Here is a 26,215-nt window from a genome sequence, read left to right as displayed (position 1 = left end):
GATTTTTATGACCAATGAGGAATGCTATCCATTAAGCCATCCGCAGCGAAGAATATGGTATACAGAAGTCGTTCATTCTGATAAAGGAATATGTAATTTAAGATTTTTATTTAAACTTCATCGAAAAATGAATTATTCAAAATTAAACCAAGTTGTGAATCGCGTTATCAGTGAAAATGACGGTCTGTGCATTAGGTTAAAAGAAAATGGGCATCAGGAACCGAAACAATATTTTACTAAACATGAAGAACAAGAATTTGAGTTTTTTGATTTCAGTAATGTGGAGAATACAAATTTGCTTGAGGAATGGATTGAGCAGAAAACAAAAGAAACGTTTACATTATTTAATTCAAATTTATACTATTTCGCTTTAATAAAATTAAACGATAATGAATGTGCAGTCTTTGGAAATGTTCATCATATTATTATGGATGGTTTATCAATTCAAATATTTACTGAGCAGATTGCAAAATATTATTATGACATGCATAACGAGAATGAGGAAGGCGAAATTAAAAATTCATATGTTCAATTTCTGACCAACGAACAAACATACTTGAATAGTAGTCGCTTTCAAAAAGATCAAAAATTTTGGTTAGAGGAATTTAAAACACTGCCATCTGTGACTGGATTGAAGCCTTATAATACGTACCAAGTTAGTACAAAAGCATCACGTGAGACGTTTATATTAACGGAACATTTGAAGAGAAAGATAGAGAAATTTTCTGAAGATTATAAAAATAGTTTATATACTCTTTTTGTTGCTGCTTTTTCGTTGTCCATGTATCGGTGGACCTCATCGCTTGATATTGGTTTAGGAATGGCTTACGGCAACCGTATGACTAAAATGGAACGAAAATTGATTGGAATGATGGTGAGTACAGTTCCTTTAAGAATGGATATTGATCCAGAAGAAGAAGTACTTTCATTTATTAGTAGAGTGTCCAGAAAACAAAGTAAATCATTAAGACACCAGAAATATCCATTTGATTTGTTATTAAAGCAGATTAATAAAGAGAATAACAGTAATGTGAGACTTTTCGGAACTACGATTGATTATAGGGATCGTGATGAAAGTGGTGACTCACTATGGATTCCAAACCGTGAAGAAGTACAAGATTTTGCAGTTCATATTGAAAATCTAATTGATATAGACTCTTTATATGTACATATTGATTATCGTGAGGAGCTATTTTCTAAGGAAGAGATAGAACGATTCTTTAACGTTATGCTAGTGATACTGGAAAATATTTTTGAAAACCCAAAGCAGAAGGTGGCTGAAATAGAAATCATTTCTGAGGAAGATAAAAGAAAAAGTTTAGTTGAGTTCAACAATCCTAAACTGGATGTCCCACCTCAAGTAACTATTCATGAAATGTTCGAACGGCAAGCGATGATTTATCCAAATGCTATTGCAGTTACGTATGAAAAAGAAAAAATTACTTATAAGGAGCTTAATGAACGTGCAAACCAGTTAGCTCATTATCTGCAGAAAAAGGGAGTAGGACCTGATACTTTAGTTGGACTGTGCGTTGAACGTTCCCTCGAAATGATTGTAGGTATTTTAGGAATTTTGAAGGCTGGTGGGGCTTATGTTCCGCTTGATCCAACATATCCAGAGCAGCGACTTCAATATATTTTAGAAGATGCTAGCATTCAGTTATTCGTAACGCAAGAAAGTTTAAAAGAATTGAACTGGTTACCAGAAAATGTTGAGTCGATTTGCCTGGATCGTGATCAAGATGAGATTGGGAAAGAAAGTAAGACTTTGCCGGTTTCTAGTGTCGGTCCCAAAAATCTGGCATATGTAATCTATACTTCGGGATCAACGGGAAATCCAAAAGGCGTTATGATAGAGCATCACAATGTTATACGGTTATTTAAATCGACGGATTGTTTGTATCAGTTTAATGAAAAAGATACTTGGACGCTTTTTCATTCGTATGCATTTGATTTCTCAGTATGGGAAATTTGGGGAGCGTTATTATATGGTGGGAGATTAGTTGTTGTTCCGTACTGGATTAGTCGATCACCTAAGGATTTTTATCAAGTATTGGTGGAGGAAGAAGTCACAGTTCTAAATCAGACACCTTCCGCATTCCGCCAATTAATACGAGTGTGTGAACAAGAAGATAAGAATAAAAATTTGCAGCTGCGTTACGTGATATTTGGCGGAGAAGCGTTAGAACCTATTGGCTTGTTACCGTGGTTTCAAAGGTATGGGGAGAAAAAACCACAGTTAATTAATATGTATGGAATTACAGAAACTACAGTTCATGTTACATATTATCCAATTACTCAAGATGATGTGCAGCATGCTTCAAGAAGTAATATTGGAAAGCGGATTCCCGATTTAGAAGTGTATATACTAGACGCTTATCAACAACCTGTTCCTATAGGTGTTGATGGTGAACTTTATATTGGTGGAGCAGGATTGGCACGTGGATATTTAAATAGACCTGAATTAACAGCAGAGCGTTTTATATCTCATCCATTTAGTAGTAATCCGAAAGAAAGATTATACCGGACAGGAGACTTAGCTAGGTATTTGCCAGATGGGAATCTAGATTATCGTGGAAGAATTGATCATCAGGTTAAAATACGTGGTTTCAGAATTGAGATTGGGGAAATTGAGTCTACTTTAAATACATATGCATCTGTAACAGAGGCAGTTGTAATTGTAAGAGAAGATCAGCCGGGCGATAAAAGATTAGTAGCATATGTTGTAGGAGATGGAAATGTAGATGCGTGGAGAGAGTATCTTAAAGCGAAACTACCAAGTTATATGGTTCCTTCGGGATTTGTGGCGATGGAAGCTATTCCACTTACAGCTAACGGTAAAGTTGATCGTGAGGCCTTACCTATGCCAGAGGAAAAGCAGATTAATAGTGAATGGGTTGGCCCTCGGAATAGTAACGAACAGATACTGACTACCATTTGGAAGCGAGTATTAGGTGTTAAAAAGGTGGGAATCTATGATAATTTCTTTGAAATTGGTGGCGACTCGATTCTCAGTATTCAAATCATATCTCAAGCAAGTCAAGTGGGGTTAAAACTTACTCCAAAGCAAATGTTTGAATGCCCAACTATCGCTGAGCTGGCACAAGTGGCTATAGAAACGCAGGGAGTACAAGCGGAGCAGGGAATTGTGATAGGTGATGTGCCTCTTACTCCAATTCAGTGCTGGTTCTTCGAGCAAGAACATCCACATACAGAGCATTGGAATCAATCAATGCTTTTAAGAGTAAAAGAAAGATTGAATGTGAAATTACTAGAGGGAGCGATATTAAATTTACTGAAACATCATGATGCTTTACGTTTCCGGTACGAACAGTTACCAAACGGAACGTGGAGGCAGAGAAATGAAGGGACTGATGAGCTGTCAGTACTCCATGTTGTAAAACGGAATCAAGTTAATGAAAAAGAGTGGAATAAAATAATACAAGAAGAGATGAATATTCATCAAGCTAGTTTCAATTTAATTACTGGTCCGTTAATGAAAGTAGTGTACTTTGAAGATAACTTGACTGGAAATGATCGAATATTCTGGGTGATACATCATTTAGTAGTAGATGGAGTGTCATGGAGGATTCTATTGGAAGATTTACAGGTGGTATATAACCAGATGAAACAAGGTCAAGAAATTCGCTTACCTGCGAAAAGTACATCTTTTAAAGAATGGTCTGAACGACTTCAGACATACAGTGATTCGGGTATTTCAAAAGAAGTAAAGGATTATTGGAATGAACAAGTAGAAAAAGAAACGATGAAAATTCCAATGGACTATCCAATACAAGAAACGACAGAAGAATCGATTGATCAAGTGACGAGGACTTTAGGAATAGAAGAAACACAAGCATTGTTACACGAAGTTCCAGTCACTCATAAGACAAGGATTGATGAGGTACTATTAACGGCATTAGGACAAGCTATCGTCGATTGTACAAATCAGCAAACCGTTTCTATTCATCTAGAAGGACACGGAAGAGAAGAGATGATTGAAGGTATTGATTTATCAAGGACAGTGGGCTGGTTCACGAGTATTTATCCCGTTCATCTCAATTTTCAAGGAACTCAGACACCTATTGAAGGGTTAAAGGCAGTCAAAGAACAATTGCGTCGAATCCCAAATCGCGGAGTAGACTATGGTATTTTACGTTACTTGAATAAAGGATTACTTCCGTTTTATCAGCAAAAGCCTTCAATAAGCTTTAACTATTTGGGCCAATTTGATCAGGTGTTTTCAAGGGACTCTTTGTTTATGCAAGAGACAGGATTTACATTTTTAGATCATGCTCCAGATTCCAAACCATCTCATCTAATTGATGTTATCGGAATGTTGAAGGATGAAAAGTTACATTTTATTTGGCTGTATAGTAGGGAACAGTTTTCTAAATTAAAAATTCAAGTGATAGCAGATGGTATGTTGAGGCATCTTCGTCAACTTATAAATAAACCAACAACAGAGTCTGCTTTTACGGTATCAGATTTTGCTGATGCAGAGGATCTTACGGAAGAAAGCTTAAGCAAAGTATTACTTAAATTAACAAAGAAGAGGGTGTAAAAATGGGAGACGTTATTGATATATATGGTTTATCACCTTTGCAAAAAGGAATACTGTTTCATACTTTATACGATCAAGATGATGAACATTCTTTTTCCTATATTGTACAAGTAGGTTTCTTGCTCGGGGGGCAATTGGATGTTGCTACTTTTGAAAAAGCTTGGGAATATGTTATTCAACGACATGAGGTTCTGCGCTCAGTATTTGTTTGGGAGGAAGTAGAAAAACCTCTACAAGCAGTTTATGAACGTCTTCCTTTTACTATTCATCAAGAGGATTGGAGTACCCATTCGCACGAGGAGAAGGAGAAGAAATTACACCAGTTTTTGACTGCAGATCGTAGAAAAGGATTTTTATTGGATGAAGCACCATTGATGAGAGTCACTGCGATTAAAGAAGCAGAAGGGGAAACGAGAATTATTTGGACACATCATCATATTTTGCTAGATGGATGGAGTGTGTCATTGGTCTTTAGTGAAGTGATGGAAGTTTATCTCAAGATGATAAAGGGAGAATTGTTGAATCTTTCTAAATCTCTTCCTTATAAAAAATATATCCAATGGATAAATAAACAAGATCAAAGTCAAGCAGAGGAATTTTGGAAAGAAGAATTAAAAGGGTTCTATGCACCTACTCCATTAGCAATGGAAAGAAAGGATCAAGGACAAGAGAAGGGTTATGGGGAGTGTGCTTATCAAGTATCTGAGGAACTTACTGAGAATTTACAAGAGTGGGTACGAAATAGTCGATTAACGTTGAATACGTTAGTACAAGGTGCATGGGCTTATTTGATGAGTAGGTATAGCGGTGACAGTGACGTCGTATTTGGCGTAACTAGCGCTGGACGTCCTACTGATTTAATGGGAGCAGAGAATATGGTGGGGCTATTTATTAACACATTACCTACCAGAATTCGATTAGCGGATAATACATCAGTAGTAGATTGGCTTCGTAAAATACAAATGAAAGAAATGGAACGAAGACAGTATGAGTATAATTCGTTGATAGATATTCAAGGCTGGAGTGAGGTTCCGCGAAATAGCTCCTTATTTCATACCTTGTATGTGTTTGAAAATTATCCAATTCAAGGTGAGAGAAATGATGATTTAAGATTACTAGATGTTACAAGCACGGAACAAACAAATTATCCTTTAACACTCATTGTAATGCCCGGTAAGAAAATTACTTTAAAGTTGATGTATGATCGAAGCTATTTTAATGAAGAAACAATAAATCTGATTCAGAATCACTTATTGCAAATATTAATTCAGATGACGAAGAGCCTAGACTCAAAACTATTTGAAATTACTCATTTAACAGAAGAAGAACAGATACAGTTACTAGAGGAACGGAATCATACTCAAGTTAATTATTCGGCTGAAGGCATGATTCATACGATGTTTGAGGAGCAAGTTAAAAAAACACCGGAAGCAATCGCGGCTAGTTACGAAAATGAACAAATTACCTATAAAGGGTTGGAGAAGCGTGCAAATCAGCTAGCTCATTATTTACAAAAGCATGGTGTAGGCCCAGAGTCTCTAGTTGGGGTATATATGGAACGTTCATTACAAATGATGATAGCGTTATTAGGTATTCTAAAATCAGGAGCAGCGTATGTTCCACTTGACCCTACTTATCCAGAGAGTCGACTTCGATATATATTAGAGGATGCTGGAATCGAAGTACTAGTGACGGAAGAGAATTCTAAAAATTTGTTTGTATCTGAAAATATAGAAACGATTTGTATGAATAAAGATTACACTGCAATTGAAAAAGAAGAAACAACCCCATGTATAAGTGGTGTAACAGGAGAAAATTTAGCGTATGTTATGTATACTTCAGGATCTACAGGGAATCCAAAGGGAGTAATGATTGAGCATCATTCAGTAATTAATTATCTAGAATGGATGCAACATAAATATCCGCTTTCTGAAAAGGATGTGGTCTTGCAGAAAACGCCATTCTCATTTGATGTCTCTGTTTGGGAATTGTTTTGGGGCATTCACGTTGGTGCAAGTGTATCTTTCCTGCCTCCAGGTGGAGAAAAAGATCCTTCTATTATAGCTGAAGTGATTAAACAACATCAGGTTACTATAGTCCAATTTGTACCTTCGATGTTATCTGTTTTCTTAGACCACTTCAATCATATTGAATTGAACATGAATTGTTCGTCCGTACGCCATGTATTTTCTGGTGGAGAAGAACTAAGTTCAGGGTTAGTTAGACGTTTTCAACAGAAATGGGATTATAGTGGACAAGTGAAATTAACCAACTTTTATGGGCCAACTGAAGCCACTATTTATGTGAATGCATTTGATATTCAGCCTAATCAAGAATTTGTTTCTATTGGGCAACCAATACAGAACACGCAATTATATGTATTAGACCAAAATCAACGCTTGCAATCAATAGGAATTGAGGGTGAGTTATATATTGGTGGTGCTGGTTTGGCACGTGGATACTTAAATCGTCCGAATCTTACTGCTGAAAAATTCGTTTCGCATCCATATCGATTTGGGGAACGACTATATCGAACAGGAGATTCAGTAAGATATCTAACTGATGGAAATTTAGAATTTATAGGTAGAATGGATCACCAAGTCAAAATGCGTGGTTTTAGGATTGAATTAGGAGAAATTGAAGCGACTTTAGAAAAATGTTCGTTTATTAAAGAGGCTGTCGTATTAGTTAGAGAAGATCGTCCAGGTGATCAACGATTGGTTGCATATGTAATAAGCGATGGAAATACCGAGGAGTGGAGAGAGTATTTACAAAAACAATTACCGACTCATATGATTCCAGCGCACTTTATAGAGTTAGAACACTTCCCGCTTACTCCAAATGGGAAAATTGACCGAAAGGCCTTGCCAGCACCTGATGAGCAAGCTATTGAAGATTTAAATGTGCTACCTCGGACGCCATCGGAAGAGCTTATTGCCTCGGTTTGGGGTCAAGTGTTAGGGATAGAAAATATTAGTATTCAGGATTCCTTCTTTGAACGTGGTGGGCACTCACTACTTGCTACTCAAATCGTCTCTCGATTGCAAGAACTGTTCCAAATTAAAATTCCATTACGTGAACTTTTCAAGCACGATACAGTGGAAGCATTGGCGAAACGAGTGGATCAGTTACGAAAAGAAGATAAAAAACGAGAGGTTGCTCCCCTTGTACCTATGAAACGAGAAGAAGTTATCCCACTTTCCTATGCGCAGAAACGTCTATGGTTTATTAATCAATTAATGCCAAATAGTGCTATGTACAATATCCATGCAGCGTGTCGCTTAACAGGTGAATGGTCAATTGAAGCATTGAAGGTCGGATGGAATCAATTGTTGGAGCGTCATGAATCATTAAGGACGACAATTCTAGAACGAGAGGGTGAACCTTTTCAACAAGTTCAATCTCATGTATTCAGACATATTCCTCAAACGAATCTAACAGATCTCTCTTTGGAAGATAGGGAAAGAGAAATGAAACGACTCATTCAAAACGAAGCTGAGGAACCATTTCATTTTGGACAAGGTCCTCTGATTCGAACACGATTATTGAAAGTGGACAGGGAAGAATGGATTCTCATTTGTACGATGCATCATATTATTTCAGATGGATGGTCAATGGGAATCTTACTTGAAGAATGGATGGCTTTTTATGAAGGAGCATTAAGCGGCAAACCGGCGGAATTGAAGGAGTTATCTATCCAATATGCAGATTTTGTCATGTGGCAGAAGGAATGGCAAAAAGAAGAGAATTTGAATCAGCACCTTCAATATTGGAAGGAAGAATTATCTGGGGAACTACCGGTTTTACAATTACCGATGGATCGTCCTCGACCGGCAGTTCAAACCCATCGTGGTGCAAGTCAGTCCTTAATAGTGGCGAATTCCCTACAGGAAAAGCTCAAAGATTTAAGTCTGCAAGAAGGATGCACTTTATTTATGACATTGATGGCAGCGTATCAAAGCTTCCTTTCTCGTTATACAGGACAGGACGACATTATAGTTGGAAGCCCAATCGCTAATCGAAATGTAAAAGAGATTGAGGGATTAATAGGATTCTTTGCAAACACGTTGGTTTATCGAGCTGATTTCAGTGAAAATCCGACGTTCCAAGAACTTTTGTCGCAGGTAAGAAAAAAAGCGCTAAAAGCATACGAGTATCAGGACATCCCATTTGAGAAAGTGGTAGAATCCGTAAAACCTGAACGGAATACAAGTCATTCACCAATATTCCAAACTATGTTTACTTTACAGAATACGAAACAAGAGTTTGTTCAGCTATCTGAAAGACAAATGGAACTCATGGAAAGCCATGCTTCTGTTGCCAAATTTGATTTGAGTTTATTTGCTTCTGAGACGGAAGAAGGATTATCACTAACCTTTGAATATAATACTGATTTGTTTAATGATACAACCATTGAACGGATGGGAAGTCATTTTAAACATTGGTTAAATCAAATTGTCTCTCATCCAAAATGTGTACTATCAGAACTGAATATGTTATCGAAAGTAGAATATAAGCAACTACTAGAAGAATGGAATAAATCGAGTGTTATAGATATGGAAGAAAGTACGATTCATACAATGTTTGAAGAACAAGTGGAAAAAACACCAGAAGCAATTGCAGTAGTGTGCGAAGATGAAAAACTAACATATCGCGAGTTGGACGAACGCTCGAATCAGTTGGCACATTATTTACAAAAAAATGGTGTAGGTTCCGAATCATTGGTTGGGATTTGCGTTACACGTTCATCCGAGATGATTGTCGGTCTCTTAGGAATTATGAAGGCGGGAGGAGCATATGTCCCAATTGATCCAGCGTATCCGGAAAGTCGACTACAGTACATTTTAGAAGATGCTCAAATAAAGGTACTGGTGACACAGGAAAAGTTACAACAAAAAATGGTTATACCTAAATTCATTGACGTGATTTGTATTGATGGTGATCGAGCAGAAATAGAACAAGAAGTAACTACGGTATGTATGAGTGAAGTGACGGCTGATAACTTAGCCTATATTATCTATACTTCAGGTTCCACTGGAAATCCAAAGGGAGTAATGATTGAGCACAGGAATACAGTAACAATGATTCATTGGGCGCATCACACGTATTCCCGAAAGGAATTAGCGGGAGTGTTAGCTTCAACTTCGCTATCTTTTGATTTATCCGTTTTTGAAGTATTTGTTCCCTTAACGATGGGTGGTAAGGTGATTGTCACTGAAAATGCTTTACATCTAGAGAAGTTGTCTTCCAAAGGTGTAACTTTGGTTAATACTGTGCCATCGGCAGCGAAGGAACTGGTTCGAGCAAAAACAATCCCTTCTTCGGTAAAGGTGATGAATTTGGCTGGAGAACCATTGCCATATTCGCTTGTTCAAGATTTATACGAGAGAAGTACGATTGAAAAGGTGTACAACCTATATGGCCCGTCCGAAGATACTACATATTCCACGTATATGGAATTAGAAAAGGGGGTCATGCATAGGGTACCACCAATTGGTAAACCAATATTCAATACAGAAGTATATGTACTGAGTGCCGAACAAAAAATGGTTCCAATTGGTGTAGTTGGTGAGCTATACATTGGTGGATCAGGATTAGCACGTGGATATTTAAACCGCCCTGACTTAACGCAAAATCGTTTTATATCGCATCCGTTTAAAGAAGGAGAGCGAGTATACCGGACTGGAGATCTAGTAAGGTATTTACCAGATGGAAATTTGGAGTATGTTGGACGAATCGATCATCAAGTAAAAATTCGTGGGTTCCGGATTGAATTAGGAGAAATTGAAGCGGCATTACAAAGGCATACACTAGTTAACGAAGCTATTGTGATGGTGCGGGAAGATTATCCTGGCGATCCGCGTTTGATCGCCTATGTTGTAGGAGGCGGGGATGCTCAAAAGTGGCGTGATTATCTCAAGGATCAACTACCAAATTATATGATTCCAGCCTATTTTGTTGGATTAAATGCATTTCCACTCACTCCTAATGGGAAAATTGATAGGAAGGCCTTACCAGCACCAGAGAGACAGGAGATAGCAAGTGGTTATATTGCTCCTCGTACGTCTACGGAAAAAACAATTGTTTCGATATGGCATGAAGTTTTAGGTATGGAAAACATCGGAATTCAAGATTCATTTTTTGAAATTGGTGGCCATTCACTACTCGCTACGCAAGCTGTTTCCAATCTTAAAGAGGCTTTTGGAATCGAGATACCATTGCATGATTTATTTATGTTTCATACGGTGCAGCAATTGGCAGAACAGATTGATCAATTGCTCGATAACAAAAATCAAGAAATGCAGAATGATAGTAAGGAGAATGTAAGTCTTCAAGACTATGTTCAAAAAGAAGCAGAAGTGAGTAATGATGAAGAATTATTGGAACTACTTAAGCAATTAGAGGAGCTATCAGAGGAAGAAGCACAAGGGATATTCGAGAGTAATTTGATTGAGGAAGGGGTAAAAAAATGAGAAGTGATTTACTTGCAAAGCTGAGTTCACTTTCTCCTGAGAAGAGAGCATGGCTTCAGAAGCAAATGCAAAAAAAGGAGAATAAAGAAGCACTCCCGTTGTCTTATGCACAACAACGCTTGTGGTTTATGGACAGATTTAATCCAAACAGTTCTTTATATAATATTCCAACGGTATGGCATCTAAAAGGAAATTGGATACCTGAAGCATTAGAAAAGGGATTCAATCGACTCATTGAACGCCATGAATCATTACGAACTGTTTTTAAAGAAGTAGGAGAACAACCTGTGCAACAAATTGTCGAATTCCTTCCTAGAGCATTACCTGTAAGAGATTACTCTCAACTTCCTCTAGAAGTAAAAGAAAAAGAGGTAGATAGTTTAATTGCGAGAGAAGCGCAAGAACCATTTGATTTAATGAATGGTCCTTTAATTCGTAATCAGCTTGTTCAATTAGAGAAGGATGAATGGTTATTACTGTGTACGATGCATCATATTATTTCTGATGCTTGGTCCATTGGTATATTCATGAATGAATGCCTTGCTTTCTATGAAGAAGAAACGGGCGGAAATCATGCTAAATTAAGTTCACTATCCATTCAATATGCAGACTTTGCGAAGTGGCAAAAGGAGTGGTTGCAAGGTGATGTGCTAAATCGTCAGCTTACGTATTGGCAGGAAGAATTGTCTGGTGAACTTCCTATCTTACAACTGCCAGTGGATCGACCTCGACCGGTTAAACAGACTTACTCTGGGGCTACGCATCATGTAATTTTTCCATATAAATTGCTCAGTCAATTGAAGGATATAAGTCGACAAGAAGGATCTACTTTATTTATGACTTTAATGGCCGCATACCAGAGCTTTCTTGCTCGTTATACGGGACAAAAAGATATTCTAGTTGGTAGCCCGATTGCAAATCGGAACCATAAGGGAGTAGAAGGATTAATTGGTTTCTTTGTTAATACATTGGTTTATCGATCAGATTTGAGTGGCACCCCTACTTTTCGGGAGATTTTGAACCAAACAAAGAAAAAGGCGTTAAAAGCTTATGAATATCAAGATATACCATTTGAAAAAGTAGTAGAAGCTGTGCAACCTGAACGAAGCATGAGTCATTCCCCTATATTTCAGACCATGTTTACGCTACAGAATATAAAACAAGAACGACTAGATTTGCCTGATAGAAGTATTGAAATGGTAGAAAGTAATATGTCTATTGCTAAATTTGATTTGAGCTTAACTGCCTATGAAGTGGAAGAAGGTCTATTCGTCTCATTTGAATACAACACGGATTTATTTGATAGTAGTACCATTGCACGTATGGCAGGACATTTTGAGAACTGGCTAAATGAAATCACGTATCATCCAGATGAATCATTTACAAAGCTGTCAATGTTATCGGATAATGAGCAAAAACAACTCCTAGAAGAATGGAATGATACGGACGTAGTTTATGGTCATGATTGTATGATTCATGAGCTATTTGAGCAGCAAGTTGCACGGACACCTGATACAGTGGCGGTAGTTTATGAGGGTGGAAAGCTAACGTATCAAGAACTTAATGAAAAATCGAATCAATTGGCACATTTTCTACAAAAACGAGGTATCGGACCTGAATCATTGGTCGGTATATGTATTGAACGTTCTCCTGATATGATTATCGGTCTCTTTGGGATTTTGAAGGCAGGTGGGGCTTATGTCCCACTGGACCCAAGTTATCCCGAAAACCGCCTGAGATATATTTTGGAGAATTCACAAATTCAAGTGCTGTTAACAAAAGAAACACTACAGGACTGGTTACCTAAAGATATTCAAGCAATTTGTTTAGACCGGGATCAAGTGATGATTTCTAAAGAGAGTAATTTAGCTCCGGTAAGTGGAGTAACAGCAAATAACTTAGCCTATATCATATACACTTCGGGTTCGACGGGAAATCCAAAGGGGGTAATGATTGAACATCATTCCGTTATCAACCGTCTACAGTGGATGCAGAAAAAATACCCATTGTCCGAGGAGGATACAATCCTACAAAAGACACCGTTCTCATTTGATGTTTCTGTCTGGGAATTATTTTGGTGGTCATTTGTAGGAGCACGTGTTTGTTTACTTCCACCAGGAGGAGAGAAAGATCCTGCGGTGATTGAGGAGTATATTGAACGATATCGTGTGTCCACCATGCACTTTGTTCCGTCGATGTTATCTACTTTCTTAGATTATATGGAACTATATAATTCGAAAAGGGATGTATCGTCTTTAATTCAAGTTTTTACTAGTGGAGAAGCGTTAAACACTGAGCAGGTTCGCCGGTTTAAGGGGATCTTTTACAATGTTCAGCAAACAAAGTTAATTAACTTGTATGGTCCTACTGAAGCAACTGTGGATGTGACTTATTATGATTGTGATTTAGAAAAAGAAGCAATGCTTATTCCGATTGGTCGTCCGATTGATAATACAGAGTTGTATGTGCTAGATCAATATCAACAAGTGGTCCCGATTGGTGTGGCAGGGGAACTTTACCTTGGAGGAGTAGGATTGGCACGTGGCTACTTCAATCGACCGGATTTAACTACTGAACGTTTTATTCCGCATCCTTTTAAGGACGGGGAACGATTATATCGAACGGGTGACTTGGTGAGATATATGAATGATCGTAACTTAGAATATATTGGAAGAATAGATAACCAAGTTAAAATTAGAGGATTCCGAATTGAATTGGGAGAAATTGAAGCAGCTTTACATGATCACTCATCTGTAAAAGAGGCAGTCGTGTTGGTGAAGGAAGATCGACCAGGAGATAAGCAGTTAGTAGCTTATGTAGTGGGTGAAGGGGATATTGGAGAGTGGCGTGAATATCTCAAGAAGCAACTGCCACATTATATGGTTCCGGCATACTTTTTCAAAATTGAAGGTATGCCACTCACTCCAAATGGTAAGGTGAATCGGAAAGCCTTACTGGAATTAGAAGAACAGTTCATAAGTGAAGATATTACTTCATCACGAACACCAGTGGAGGAGCTTATCGTTTCCGTTTGGAGTCAAGTGTTAGGAATAAAAAATATTAGTGTTCAGGATTCCTTTTTTGAAATCGGTGGTCATTCACTACTAGCTACTCAAGTAGTGTCACGTTTACAGGGAATTTTTCAAATTGAATTACCAGTACGTGAACTATTTGAATATACAACGGTGGAGTCACTGGCAAAGCGATTAGATCAGTTACGTAAAGGAGATAAAAAACGAGAGATTCCGCCGCTAATACCAATGAAACGAGGAGAAGCTATCCCACTATCTTATGCCCAACAACGCTTATGGTTCATTGATCAATTTACACCTAATAGTGCCCTTTATAATATGCCAATGGTATGTCGCCTTACAGGGAATTGGCTACTTGAAGCATTGGAAACGGGATGGAATCAACTAATAGAACGTCATGAATCACTGCGGACGGTCTTTCACGAAGTGAACGGTCAACCCGTACAGCAAATTGAACCGTATGCTTTTCAATCAATTCCGAAAACGGATTTAACTATGCTTTCTTCTGAAGATCAAGAAGAAGAAGTTAAACGTTTAATTCAACAAGAAACAGAAGTGCCATTTGATTTAACAGAGGGTCCATTAATCAGGACAAGTATTTTGCATGTGGGAGAGGAAGAATGGATACTCCTTTGTACTCTACATCATATCATTTCAGATGGATGGTCAATGGGAATCCTACTTGAAGAATGGATGGCATTTTATGAGAAAGCAACGGATGGAAAGGTAGCGGAACTTGAACCATTACCGGTTCAATATGCAGACTTTGCTCAGTGGCAAAAAGGATGGCTAAAGGAGGAGGTGCTTAATCAACAACTCCAATATTGGAGGGAAGAATTGTCTGGGGAGCTTCCTGTACTCCAACTTCCTATGGATCGCCCGCGTCCCGCAATACAAACTCATCACGGGTCGACATACACTCTGGTTCTGCCAAGCAGGCTACATGATAAATTGAATGAACTTAGTCGAAAAGAAGGGGCTACACTCTTCATGACGCTTTTAGCTGCATATCAAAGTTTTCTATCTCGTTATACGGGACAAGAAGATATTCTGGTCGGAAGCCCAATTGCGAATCGGAATTATAGAGAAATTGAAGGACTAATTGGTTTCTTCGTTAACACGCTGGTTTATCGAGCTAATTTGAGTGGTAGGCCGACATTTCAAGATGTACTATATCAGGTTCGTCAAAAGGCATTGAAGGCGTATGAATATCAAGATATTCCATTTGAAAAAATTGTAGAAGTTGTACAACCGGAACGAAGTACAAGTCATTCGCCAATCTTCCAGACTATGTTCATCTTGCAAAATATGAAACAAGAGTTTCCGATGTTATCTAGTAGAAGTATTGAAATGATAGAAAGCCATAGTCCAATTGCAAAGTTTGATTTAAGTGTAATGGCAGCTGAGACGGAAGAGGGATTACTTTTTACTTTTGAGTACAATAAGGATTTATTCAATGCTACTACTATTGAACGGATGGCAGGACACTTTGAGAAATGGCTACATGAAGTTTCTCATCGCCCACAAAATCCGTTGCATGACCTGAGCATGCTATCAGAATCCGAGCGTACTTTGTTATTAGAAACATGGAATGACACTGTAATGGAAATGTCTCATCAGGGTCTTATTTGCGACAGATTTGAGGAGCAAGTAGCAAGGCGTCCGGATGCGATTGCGGTAGTTGATCAAACAAAACAGTGGACTTATGGTGAACTGGATGCACAAGCAAATCAGTTGGCAAATGTTTTACAGCGAAAGGGAGTAGCCCCAGAGTCAGTGGTAGGAGTTTATCTTCCGAGGTCAGCTGAGCTGATGGCAAGTTTACTAGGCATTTTAAAAGCTGGTGGAGCTTATGTCGTTTTAGATCCGTTGTATCCAAAATCAAGGTTAGAATACATGATTGAAGATGCAGGAATTCAATTTGTAGTGACGGCGGAAGGACAAGAAGGACATTTCGCACACGTCGAAATGGTGAGGTTAGAAGAATTAACGGTGGAAAGCGTAATCCCACCTACACGTCAAATAAATCCAGAGAACTTAGCCTATATTGTTTATACCTCTGGTTCTACAGGAAAACCGAAGGGTGTTATGGTTGAATATCGCTCATTAATGAATATGGTTTCTTGGCATCAAGAAGTTTATCGTATTTCAGCAGAGGATCGTGCGACTCAGATTGCAGGGGTTGCTTTTGATTCGGCTGTCCAGGAGATTTGGCCGTATCTAACTGCTGGTGCAGCACTCTACTTGTCAACAGAGGAACTGAGAATTAATCCAGAAGCACTAAGGGACTGGCTCATTGATTCACGAATAACAGCTAGCTTTGCACCTACGCCTATTCTGGAAAGACTCTTGAAATTATCTTGGCCAGATAAAACGGATCTTCGTTTTATCATTACTGGTGGGGATCAATTAACACAGTATCCATCTAACGATATTCCTTTTGCGGTAATTAATCAGTATGGTCCATCGGAAAATACAGTCGTTACCACAGATAGTTATGTACCTATAGGAGTGACAACAGGTACGCCATCGATTGGTCGACCGATTGCGAATACAGAAGTTTATGTATTAGATTCTCATCTTCAGCTAGTACCAATTGGTGTAATTGGAGATCTCTATATTGGAGGGAAGAGTCTTGCACGTGGATATGCTAATCGTCCGGATCTTACAAAGGAAAAATTTATTCCACATCCTTTCAAGTCAGGAGAACGTCTCTATTATACAGGGGACAAAGCAAGTTATCTTTCTGATGGTAATCTCCAGTTCCATGGACGTATAGATGACCAAGTGAAAATTCGTGGTTTCCGGATTGAATTGGGAGAAATAGAAGCTGTTTTGCAGGCGCATTCTTCTGTGAAAGAAGCTGTTGTATTGGCGCGAGAGGATAATCAAGGTGATAAGAGATTAGTAGCTTATGTAGTTGGTGAAGGAAGTGTCCATGAATGGCGAGAACATCTACAAACACATTTACCTAATTACATGGTTCCAACAAATTTTATTGAGATGGAATTTTTACCACTTACACCGAATGGAAAGCTTGATTTGAAGGCATTGCCTATACTTAGTGAACAATCCGCTGAAAATACTGTATACCCAAGAACTCCGCTGGAAGAACTTATTGCTTCAGTGTGGAGTCAAGTGCTAGGAATAAGAGACATTGATGTTCAGGATTCTTTCTTTGAGCTCGGTGGTCACTCTCTACTTGCTACACAAGTGGTCTCACGCTTACAGGAAGTCTTTCAAATCAAATTGCCAGTACGTGAACTGTTCGAATATTCAACGGTCGAGGCATTATCGAAACGAATAGATCAGTTACGTAAGGGGAGCGAAAAACGAGAAATTCCACCATTGATGCCGATGGAACGAGGGGGAAATATTCCACTGTCTTATGCCCAACAGCGCTTATGGTTTATTGATCAATTTGCACCTAATAGTGCCCTTTATAATATGCCAATGGCATGCCGTCTTACAGGGAATTGGTTACCTGAGGCATTGGAGTTGGGATGGAATCAGTTGATAGAGCGTCATGAATCTTTGCGGACTGTATTTTATGAAGAGGATGGCCATCCTATGCAGCGGATTCAACCGTACGTTTTCCGTCCGCTTCTGCAAATGGACTTAACTAAGCTTTCATTAGAGGAGCGAGAAAGAAAGTTGGAGCAATGGATTCAAACTGAAGTCGAATCTCCATTTGATTTAGAAAAAGGGCCATTGTTCCGTGGGAAACTCATAAGAATTTCAGAAGAAGAATGGGTTCTTCTATGTAATATGCATCATATTATCTCAGATGGATGGTCGATGGAAATCTTGCTTCAAGAATGGATGGCATTTTATGAGAATGCGATTGGTGAAAAACAAGCAGAGCTGGAACCACTACCAGTTCAATATGCCGATTTTGCTCAGTGGCAAAGAGAATGGTTGAAAGATGAAGTACTATATCAACAACTTGCGTATTGGAAGGAAGAATTATCCGGTGAGTTACCAGTCTTAATGTTGCCAATGGATCGTCCGCGTCCGCCAGTGCAAACCCACCATGGATTAACTCATAATGTTTTGTTATCGCGCTCATTACTGGATAAATTAAACGAACTAAGTCGTCAAGAAGGGGCCACACTTTTCATGACCTTATTGGCATCGTATCAAAGTTTCCTTGCTCGTTATACGGGACAAACGGATATTATTGTTGGCAGCCCAATTGCAAATCGAAATTATCGAGAAATTGAGGGGCTGATTGGTTTCTTTGTCAACACCTTGGTTTATCGAGCTGATTTAAGTAATGCACCGGCATTTCAAGAGTTGTTGTCTCAAGTGCGGATAAAAGCATTGAAGGCGTATGAGTATCAAGATGTTCCGTTTGAGAAAATTGTAGAGGTTATCCAACCTGAACGAAATACAAGCCATTCTCCGATTTTCCAAACCATGTTTACATTGCAAAATGCGGGACAGAAGCTACCAGAACTACATGGAAGAAATATAGAAGTAATGGAAAGTAATGCTCCAATCGCTAAGTTTGATTTAAGTTTAACTGCTGCAGAAGTGGAAGAGGGTTTATTACTTACTTTTGTTTATAGAACTGATTTATTTGACAGCTTAACTATTGAATCCATGGCTGAACATTTTGGGAACTGGTTGAATGTAATCGTGGAGAATCCTGATAAATCATTAGCTAAGTTGCCTATATTATCAGGATTACAGCAAAAACAGTTGGAAGAGTGGAATAATAATACTGTAGCATATCCACAGGAAAGTACGATTCATCAGCTGTTTGAAGAGCAAGTAAATCGTACACCTGATGCGGTAGCAGTGGTAGATGAAAAACAGCAGTTAACATATCGAGAGCTGAATGAAAAAGCTAATCAATTGGCCCACTATCTTCAGCAATGTGGGATTGGGACTGAATCATTAGTTGGAATTTGCTTTGAGCGTTCAGTTGAGATGATTGTTAGTATTATGGGGATCTGGAAGGCTGGAGCAGCCTATGTTCCATTAGACCCATCATATCCAGAAAGTCGCCTACGATATATTTTGGAGGACACTGGAATTCAAGTATTAGTTACGAACGAGTCATTAGAAGATTGGATACCTAAAGAAATCAAGATAGTTTGTCTAGATAGGGATCAAGCAATGATTTCAAAAGAAAGCATTCTTTCACCAAAATGTGAAGTAACAGGAGAAGACTTAGCGTATGTTATCTATACTTCGGGATCGACGGGAAATCCAAAGGGTGTCTTGATACAGCATCATTCTGTACTAAACTTGTCGCATGGTTTACAAAAAGAGGTTTTCGAACATGAGATACCATCTAACATGCATGTCGGTTTAAATGCGTCAATTGCCTTTGATGCATCTATTCAGCAATTACAAATGCTGCTTTATGGTTCAAGTTTGTATATTATTCCAAGCGAAGTACGAAGTGATCCGGAACAGTTTGTAGCTTATATTAGGGAGAACAAGTTAGCAATCTTTGATATAACGCCTTCAATGCTTCAATTACTTATAGATGCCGGATTGTTAGAAACGTACGATGGTGTTCATGTTCCAAGTAAGGTACTGGTTGGTGGTGAAGCGATTATGCCGTCATTATGGGAACAGCTAGTAGAGACTGATAAAATACAGTTTTATAATGTATATGGTCCTACAGAATGTACGGTTGATGCAACATGCTATCATATCAAAAAAGATAGTAAGAGAGTAACAATTGGGCGTCCATTGCCTAACATCCAAACTTATGTATTAGATGGAAATAGGTTGCCAGTTCCAGTTGGTGTGATGGGCGAACTTTATATCGGAGGAGCGGGTCTAGCGAGGGGATACTTAAATCGTCCAGAGTTAACATCCGAACGATTTATTTCTCATCCATTCAAAGAAGGCGAGAGGTTATATAGAACAGGCGATCTTGTGAGATATCTTCCTGACGGTAATATAGACTATCTAGGAAGAATGGATAATCAAGTGAAGATTAGAGGATTTCGAATCGAACTTGGGGAGATTGAGTCGACCTTACAGGAGCATGACTTGGTAAAAGAGGCAGTTGTAATGGTTAGGGAAAATCAGTTGGGAGATAAGAGGCTGGTAGCTTATGTAGTGGGCGAAGGCAATTTAGAAGAATGGCGAGAGTATCTTAAAACAAAGCTGCCAATCCATATGATACCTTCCTACTTTGTCGAAATGAAAGAATTACCGCTAACCATAAATGGAAAGATTGATCGGAAATCGTTACCTATACCAGATTATCAAGGAACACAAGAAGGATACGTGGCCCCAAGAAATGAACGTGAACATAAGCTTTCTATCATTTGGGAACGTGTGCTAGGTTCAAAACGTATTGGTATGAATGATAACTTCTTTGAAATTGGTGGAGATTCAATTCTTAGCATTCAGATTGTCGCGCGCGCGAAGCAAGCTGGTTTACAATTGACACCAAAACAAATATTTGAACACCAAACGATTGCTGAGTTGGCGCAAGTAGTCAAAGAAGAACAAGGTGTACAAGCTGAACAGGGAATTATAACTGGAGAGACGATACTTACACCTATTCAGCAAAGGTTTTTTGCACAAAATCATCCTAACCCACATCATTGGAATCAATCCATGTTCTTCAGAACGAAAGAGAAATTGGACATAGGATCACTGGAAAAGGCAGCGCGTAACCTTCTACTTCATCATGATGCCCTGCGTTTAAGATATGAACGTTTACCTAATGGGACTTGGGAACAGTGGAATGAAGGAATTGAAGAACAATTGATGCTGACTGTCATTTCATTAGACGAAGTGCCGGAAGCGGATTGGCATGAAGTTATTCAAAAAGAGATTAATGTTGCACAAGAAAGATTGAATTTACATGATGGTCCTTTAATGAGAATGGTGTATTTTGATGAAGGTGAGGAGACTGGTCGATTATTTTGGACAATTCATCACTTAGCCGTGGATGGTGTTTCTTGGCGGATTTTATTGGAAGATTTGCAAACAGCATATACGCAAGCGGTCCAAGGGCAAAAAATTCAATTACCTATGAAGAGTACATCTTTTAAAGAATGGTCGGAGAAATTACAACATTACGCTCAAACTGGAATATCAAAAGAAGTGCTACATTACTGGGAGCAGCAGGTTGAACAAGACGTAGTTATACTGCCAGTAGATGGTACTATAAGTAATCCAGTAAGCGCAGTAACTGAGGAAATTACTGTGGTGTTAAACGAGAATGAGACCCGTATGTTATTGCAAGAGACTTTAAGCACTCACCGTGTCCAAATCAATGAAGTATTATTAGCAGCATTGGTACAAGCTACAGCAGCATGTACGGGGCAGCCGATATTAAGCGTAGATTTAGAGGGACATGGTCGAGAAGAGATTATTGAAGATGTTGATTTATCGAGAACCGTGGGATGGTTTACAAGTATTTACCCAGTTCATTTAAATATTACTAATGCTAATACGCCAATTGCAGCATTAAAAGCAGTTAAAGAACAAGTTCGCAAAATTCCTAATAAGGGTGTTGATTATGGGGTGTTGCGTTACATGAACACAACAATGTGTGAGCCATTAAGCTCCCAATATACACCGTCTATTAGTTTTAACTATCTTGGACAATTTGACCAAATGTTTTCTAGCGATGCAATGTTTATTCCAGAGAACGAATTTAAGCGTTTAGATCATGCTGCCGGTTCCAAGCGATCGCATGTAATTGATGTAATTGGGGTTGTAACGGATGGAAAACTTCAGTTCACTTGGGTATACAATGTTGGACAATTTGCCAAATCAACGATTCAAAGTATTGCACAGAATATGCTATATCAACTGAGTACATTGATTCAATCTTCAGATAGAGAATCTGCACTGACCATTTCGGATTTTGCAATGGCTAATCTTAGCCAAGAAGGTTTGACAAATGTACTAAATAAAATGCATCGTGGAAAGAAAAATCAGATTACTGATTTATATCCACTATCACCTTTGCAAGAAGGTATGATCTTCCACACATTGCATGATCAAGGGGATGAACATGTTGCACCGTATATAGTGCAATTGAGTTTTATGATTCAAGGGGAAATGGATATTCCTACTTTTGAGCAGGCGTGGAAATCTGTAATTCAGCGGCATGAAATTTTTCGTACAGCATTTGTATGGGACGAAATTGAAGAACCTGTACAAGTGGTGTATGAAAATATCCCATTTAAAGTGAACAAAGAAGACTGGCGTACAATGACAAGTGAAGAGATAGAGAAAAAAAGAAAAGTCTTTTTGGCATTAGATCGAAAACAAGCCTTCCAATTTGATGAAGCACCATTGATGCGGGTAACAGTCATTCAAGAAGGTGAGGAAGAATATCGGATTGTTTGGACCCATCACCATATTTTACTGGATGGATGGAGTTTACCATTAGTATTTAATGAATTACTTACAGTCTATCAGAAGCGAATGAATGGAGAAGCTGTGAAGTTACCTAAGTCCTCACCATATAAGAAATATATCCAATGGTTAAGAGAGCAAGATAAGGAGCAGGCGGAACAATTTTGGAGAGGGAAGCTAAAAGGTTTTACTGCGCCAACTTTGCTGGGCTTAGAAAGTAAAGAGGAAGAAAAAGGTTACACAGAGAAGGTTACGTATTTATCAGAAGAGCAGACTCAAGCGTTACAAGGATGGGCGAAACGCAATAAACTTACTTTGAGTACAGTAATTCAAGGTGCATGGGCATATCTCATGAGCCGATATAGTGGAGAAAATGACATTGTTTTTGGTGTAACAAGCTCAGGGCGTTCTACGGAGATTATTGATGTTGAAAACATCGTAGGTCCTTTCATTACAACGTCACCGACGCGAATTCAATTGATGGATGATATAAAATTAATAGATTGGTTGCAGAAGATACAAGAGGAAGAGATAGAAAGAAGACAATATGAGTATGCTTCTTTGACAGAGATTCAGGGGTGGAGTGAAGTTCCTAGAGGAATACCGCTGTTCAATAGTTTATATGTGTTTGAAAATTATCCAGTGAAAGAGGAGTCTTCAGAAAATCTGGAAATTGGTGAATTGGAAGGGGTAGAACAAATCCACTACCCATTAGGGTTAGCTGTAGTTCCAGGAATCCAGTTATCGTTAAAGTTAATGTATGACCGTAGTAAGTTTAATAGAGTAACCATTGAACGAATGCTGGGTCATTTACACCAAGTGTTAATGCAAATGCTCAAAAACATTGATCAAAATCTATCGGAGCTAGTATATATTACGGAAGCTGAACAAAGAAAGCTATTGGAAGAATGGAATAATAATACTATATCCTATCCACGTGAGAATGCAATCCATCAACTATTCGAAGAGCGAGTAAATCGTACGCCTGACGCGTTGGCAGTGGTAGATGAAAAACAGCAACTAACATATCGAGAGCTGAATGAAAGAGCTAATCAATTAGCCCATCATTTACAGAAATGTGGAATTGGGACAGAGTCATTAGTTGGCCTTTGCTTTGAGCGTTCAGTTGAGATGATTGTTGGTCTCATGGGAATTTGGAAGGCTGGAGCAGCCTATGTTCCATTAGATCCATCGAATCCGGAAAGCCGCCTGCAATATATTTTAGAAGACACGGGAATTAGAGTGTTAGTTACAAATGAGGTATTACTAGGATGGATACCTAAAGACATCAAGACAGTTTGCCTAGATAGGGACCAAGCAATGCTTTCTCAAGAAAGCAAACTTTCACCAATATGTGAGGTAACAGGGGAAAACTTAGCGTATGTTATCTATACTTCTGGTTCGACAGGGAATCCAAAGGGGGCTTTAGTACAGCACCATTCTGTAATAAACCTATCCTATGGTTTACAAAAAGAAGTTTTCTCACATGAGATACCTAGTAATATGCGCGTCGGTTTGAATGCATCAATTGCCTTTGATGTATCTATTCAGCAATTACAAATGCTGCTGTATGGTTCAAGTTTATATATTATCCCAAGTGAAGTTCGCACTAATCCGGAACGATTTGTGTCTTATATTAGGGAGAATAAATTGGAAATGTTTGATATGACACCTTCATTACTTCAATTACTTATAGATGGAGGATTACTAGAAACAAGTGCTGATGTTCATGTGCCAAGCAAGATATTGGTCGGTGGTGAAGCGATCATGCCGTCATTATGGAAACAGCTAGTAGAGACTGAAAAAATTGATTTTTATAACGTATACGGTCCTACAGAATGTACGGTTGATGCAACGTGTTATCATATCGAAACAGATAGTAAGAGAGTTACAATTGGACGTCCGTTGCCGAACGTTCAAACTTATGTATTAGATAAAAATTTGTTACCTGTTCCAGTTGGTGTAACAGGTGAGCTATATATTGGTGGTGCAGGTATAGCGCGAGGATACTTGAATCGTCCAGAATTAACAACAGAGCGATTCATCCGTCATCCATTTAATGAAGAAGAGCGTTTATATCGTACGGGAGATTTGGTTCGTTATTTACCTGATGGTAATTTAGATTACTTGAGAAGAATTGATAATCAAGTGAAAATTAGGGGCTTTCGTATTGAACTTGAAGAGATTGAAGCGAGTATAGAGAGGCATCCATTGGTAAAAGAAGCAGTAGTTTTGGTGACAGAGGATAAGCTAGGAGAGCAGAGATTGGTTGCTTATGTAGTTGGAGATGGAAGTATGCATGACTGGCGTGAATATCTCAAGACACAAGTACCGAATTATATGGTTCCCGCACACTTTATAAAGGTAGACAAGATTCCTCTTACACCGAATGGAAAAGTTGATCGAAAGGCATTGAACAGTTTAACAATTCAAAGAGAAAATAATTTGTCTACACCAATCATTCCAAGGGATGAAATTGAATATCAGTTGATTAAAATCTGGCAGGATGTGTTACAGATAGAAGATGTCTATGTAAATGATGATTTCTTTAATAGAGGGGGACATTCTCTCCTTGTAATTAAATTGATTTCAAAAATTAAGGAGAAGTTTGGAAAAGAGATTAAGGTGTCTACATTGATTAAGAATCCAACATTGGAAGGAATCGCATGCCTTATTCGTGATAAGCATGATATGACGAAATCAGTAGCAGCGCTGGTTCCACTACAAGAATCAGAGAAAAGACCTTTCTTCTGTGTTCATCCGTTTATGGGGAATGTATTCTGTTACATTCAACTAGCAAGATTACTTAAGAACCATTGTTCATTTTATGGTTTACAGAATCCTCTTATAGAAAAGGGAGAAATTGATGAATTGACCTTGCCGGAAGTAATTCAACTTTACATTGAAGAAATCAAACGTGTTCAGCCAGAAGGTCCATATCGTCTTGGAGGATGGTCTTTAGGCGGTGCGATTGCTTATGAAATCGCAACTGTACTAAAGAATCAAGGTGAGGAAGTTGAGTTGTTGATACTAATGGATACTAAAGTACCTTCAGAGCAGGACTATAAAACAACGGAGGATATGCTCTCATATATATATGAGCATTTCATTTCTAGAGATTTTACTGAGCGGGGGGAAGGCCTCTTCCATGAACAAGATATGCTTGTAGAGCGATTACTTATGGAAGGAGTACTCCCGCCTGATGCAGATCTTATGAATTTGAAGCAAGTTATCAATGCTCATAGGAAATGCCTGAACATAATGGCAGATCATGATTTAATACCATACTCTGGAGAAGTTCTCTATTTTAGTGCTGAGGAAGGAAAAGAGTTGTTTACAGATTGGGGACCTTTATTAAAAGGAAGAGTAAATAAGTATTCTGTCCCTGGATCACATGAGGAAATAGTAGACTTCCTCGCAGTTGAAAAGATAGCTAAGTACCTATTAAATGAATTTGAAGAGATAAAAGAAACATCCCTTTCATTAACTGAAAAGTAGAGAGTGCAAAAGATGCAACGCTATGAACGAAAAGGGCAGCCCAATAACTGCAAATAAAGTGTAGGCAATAATGAATATATCAAGAGTATTACTTTTTAAGAGGATAATGTAAAAAGTAATTGGTAGAGACATAGAAATCTTTGTAATAGAAGCGAATGCCTGATGATATTACTGAGGAAAGGTGCATATTTTCATTGATATGTAAATATGCACCTTTTCTATTGTATTTGCAATTTAATAAAGTTAATTTGAATTTATGTAACGCACATATATGAAGCCATCTTTTAAAAAAGGAAGTG

General features: G+C 38.4%; 3 protein-coding genes. All 3 read left to right on the top strand.

The window, feature by feature from the left end:
* Positions 1–7 precede the first annotated feature (7 nt).
* Genes MR136_RS23985 through MR136_RS23975 form a run of 3 tightly spaced genes read left to right on the top strand, consistent with a single transcriptional unit; the run spans position 8 to position 25,916 of the window.
* Positions 8–4,564, top strand: coding sequence for a non-ribosomal peptide synthetase (locus MR136_RS23985; RefSeq protein WP_078421162.1), 4,557 nt, complete (start codon positions 8–10; stop codon positions 4,562–4,564).
* A gap of 2 nt (positions 4,565–4,566) precedes the next feature.
* Positions 4,567–11,037 carry a non-ribosomal peptide synthetase gene (locus MR136_RS23980; protein WP_088338355.1) on the top strand — a complete coding sequence of 2,157 codons (6,471 nt, stop codon included), beginning with the start codon at positions 4,567–4,569 and terminating at the stop codon, positions 11,035–11,037.
* Complete coding sequence (locus MR136_RS23975; RefSeq protein ID WP_242259646.1) at positions 11,034–25,916, top strand: non-ribosomal peptide synthetase; 14,883 nt, start codon at positions 11,034–11,036, stop codon at positions 25,914–25,916. Before MR136_RS23980 ends, MR136_RS23975 begins: the two co-directional genes overlap by 4 nt.
* Positions 25,917–26,215 lie beyond the last annotated feature (299 nt).

The sequence above is a fragment of the Bacillus cereus group sp. BfR-BA-01311 genome (genome assembly GCF_022664295.1).
GTDB lineage: Bacteria > Bacillota > Bacilli > Bacillales > Bacillaceae_G > Bacillus_A > Bacillus_A cereus.
This window is presented reverse-complemented; position numbering and strand designations above follow the sequence as displayed.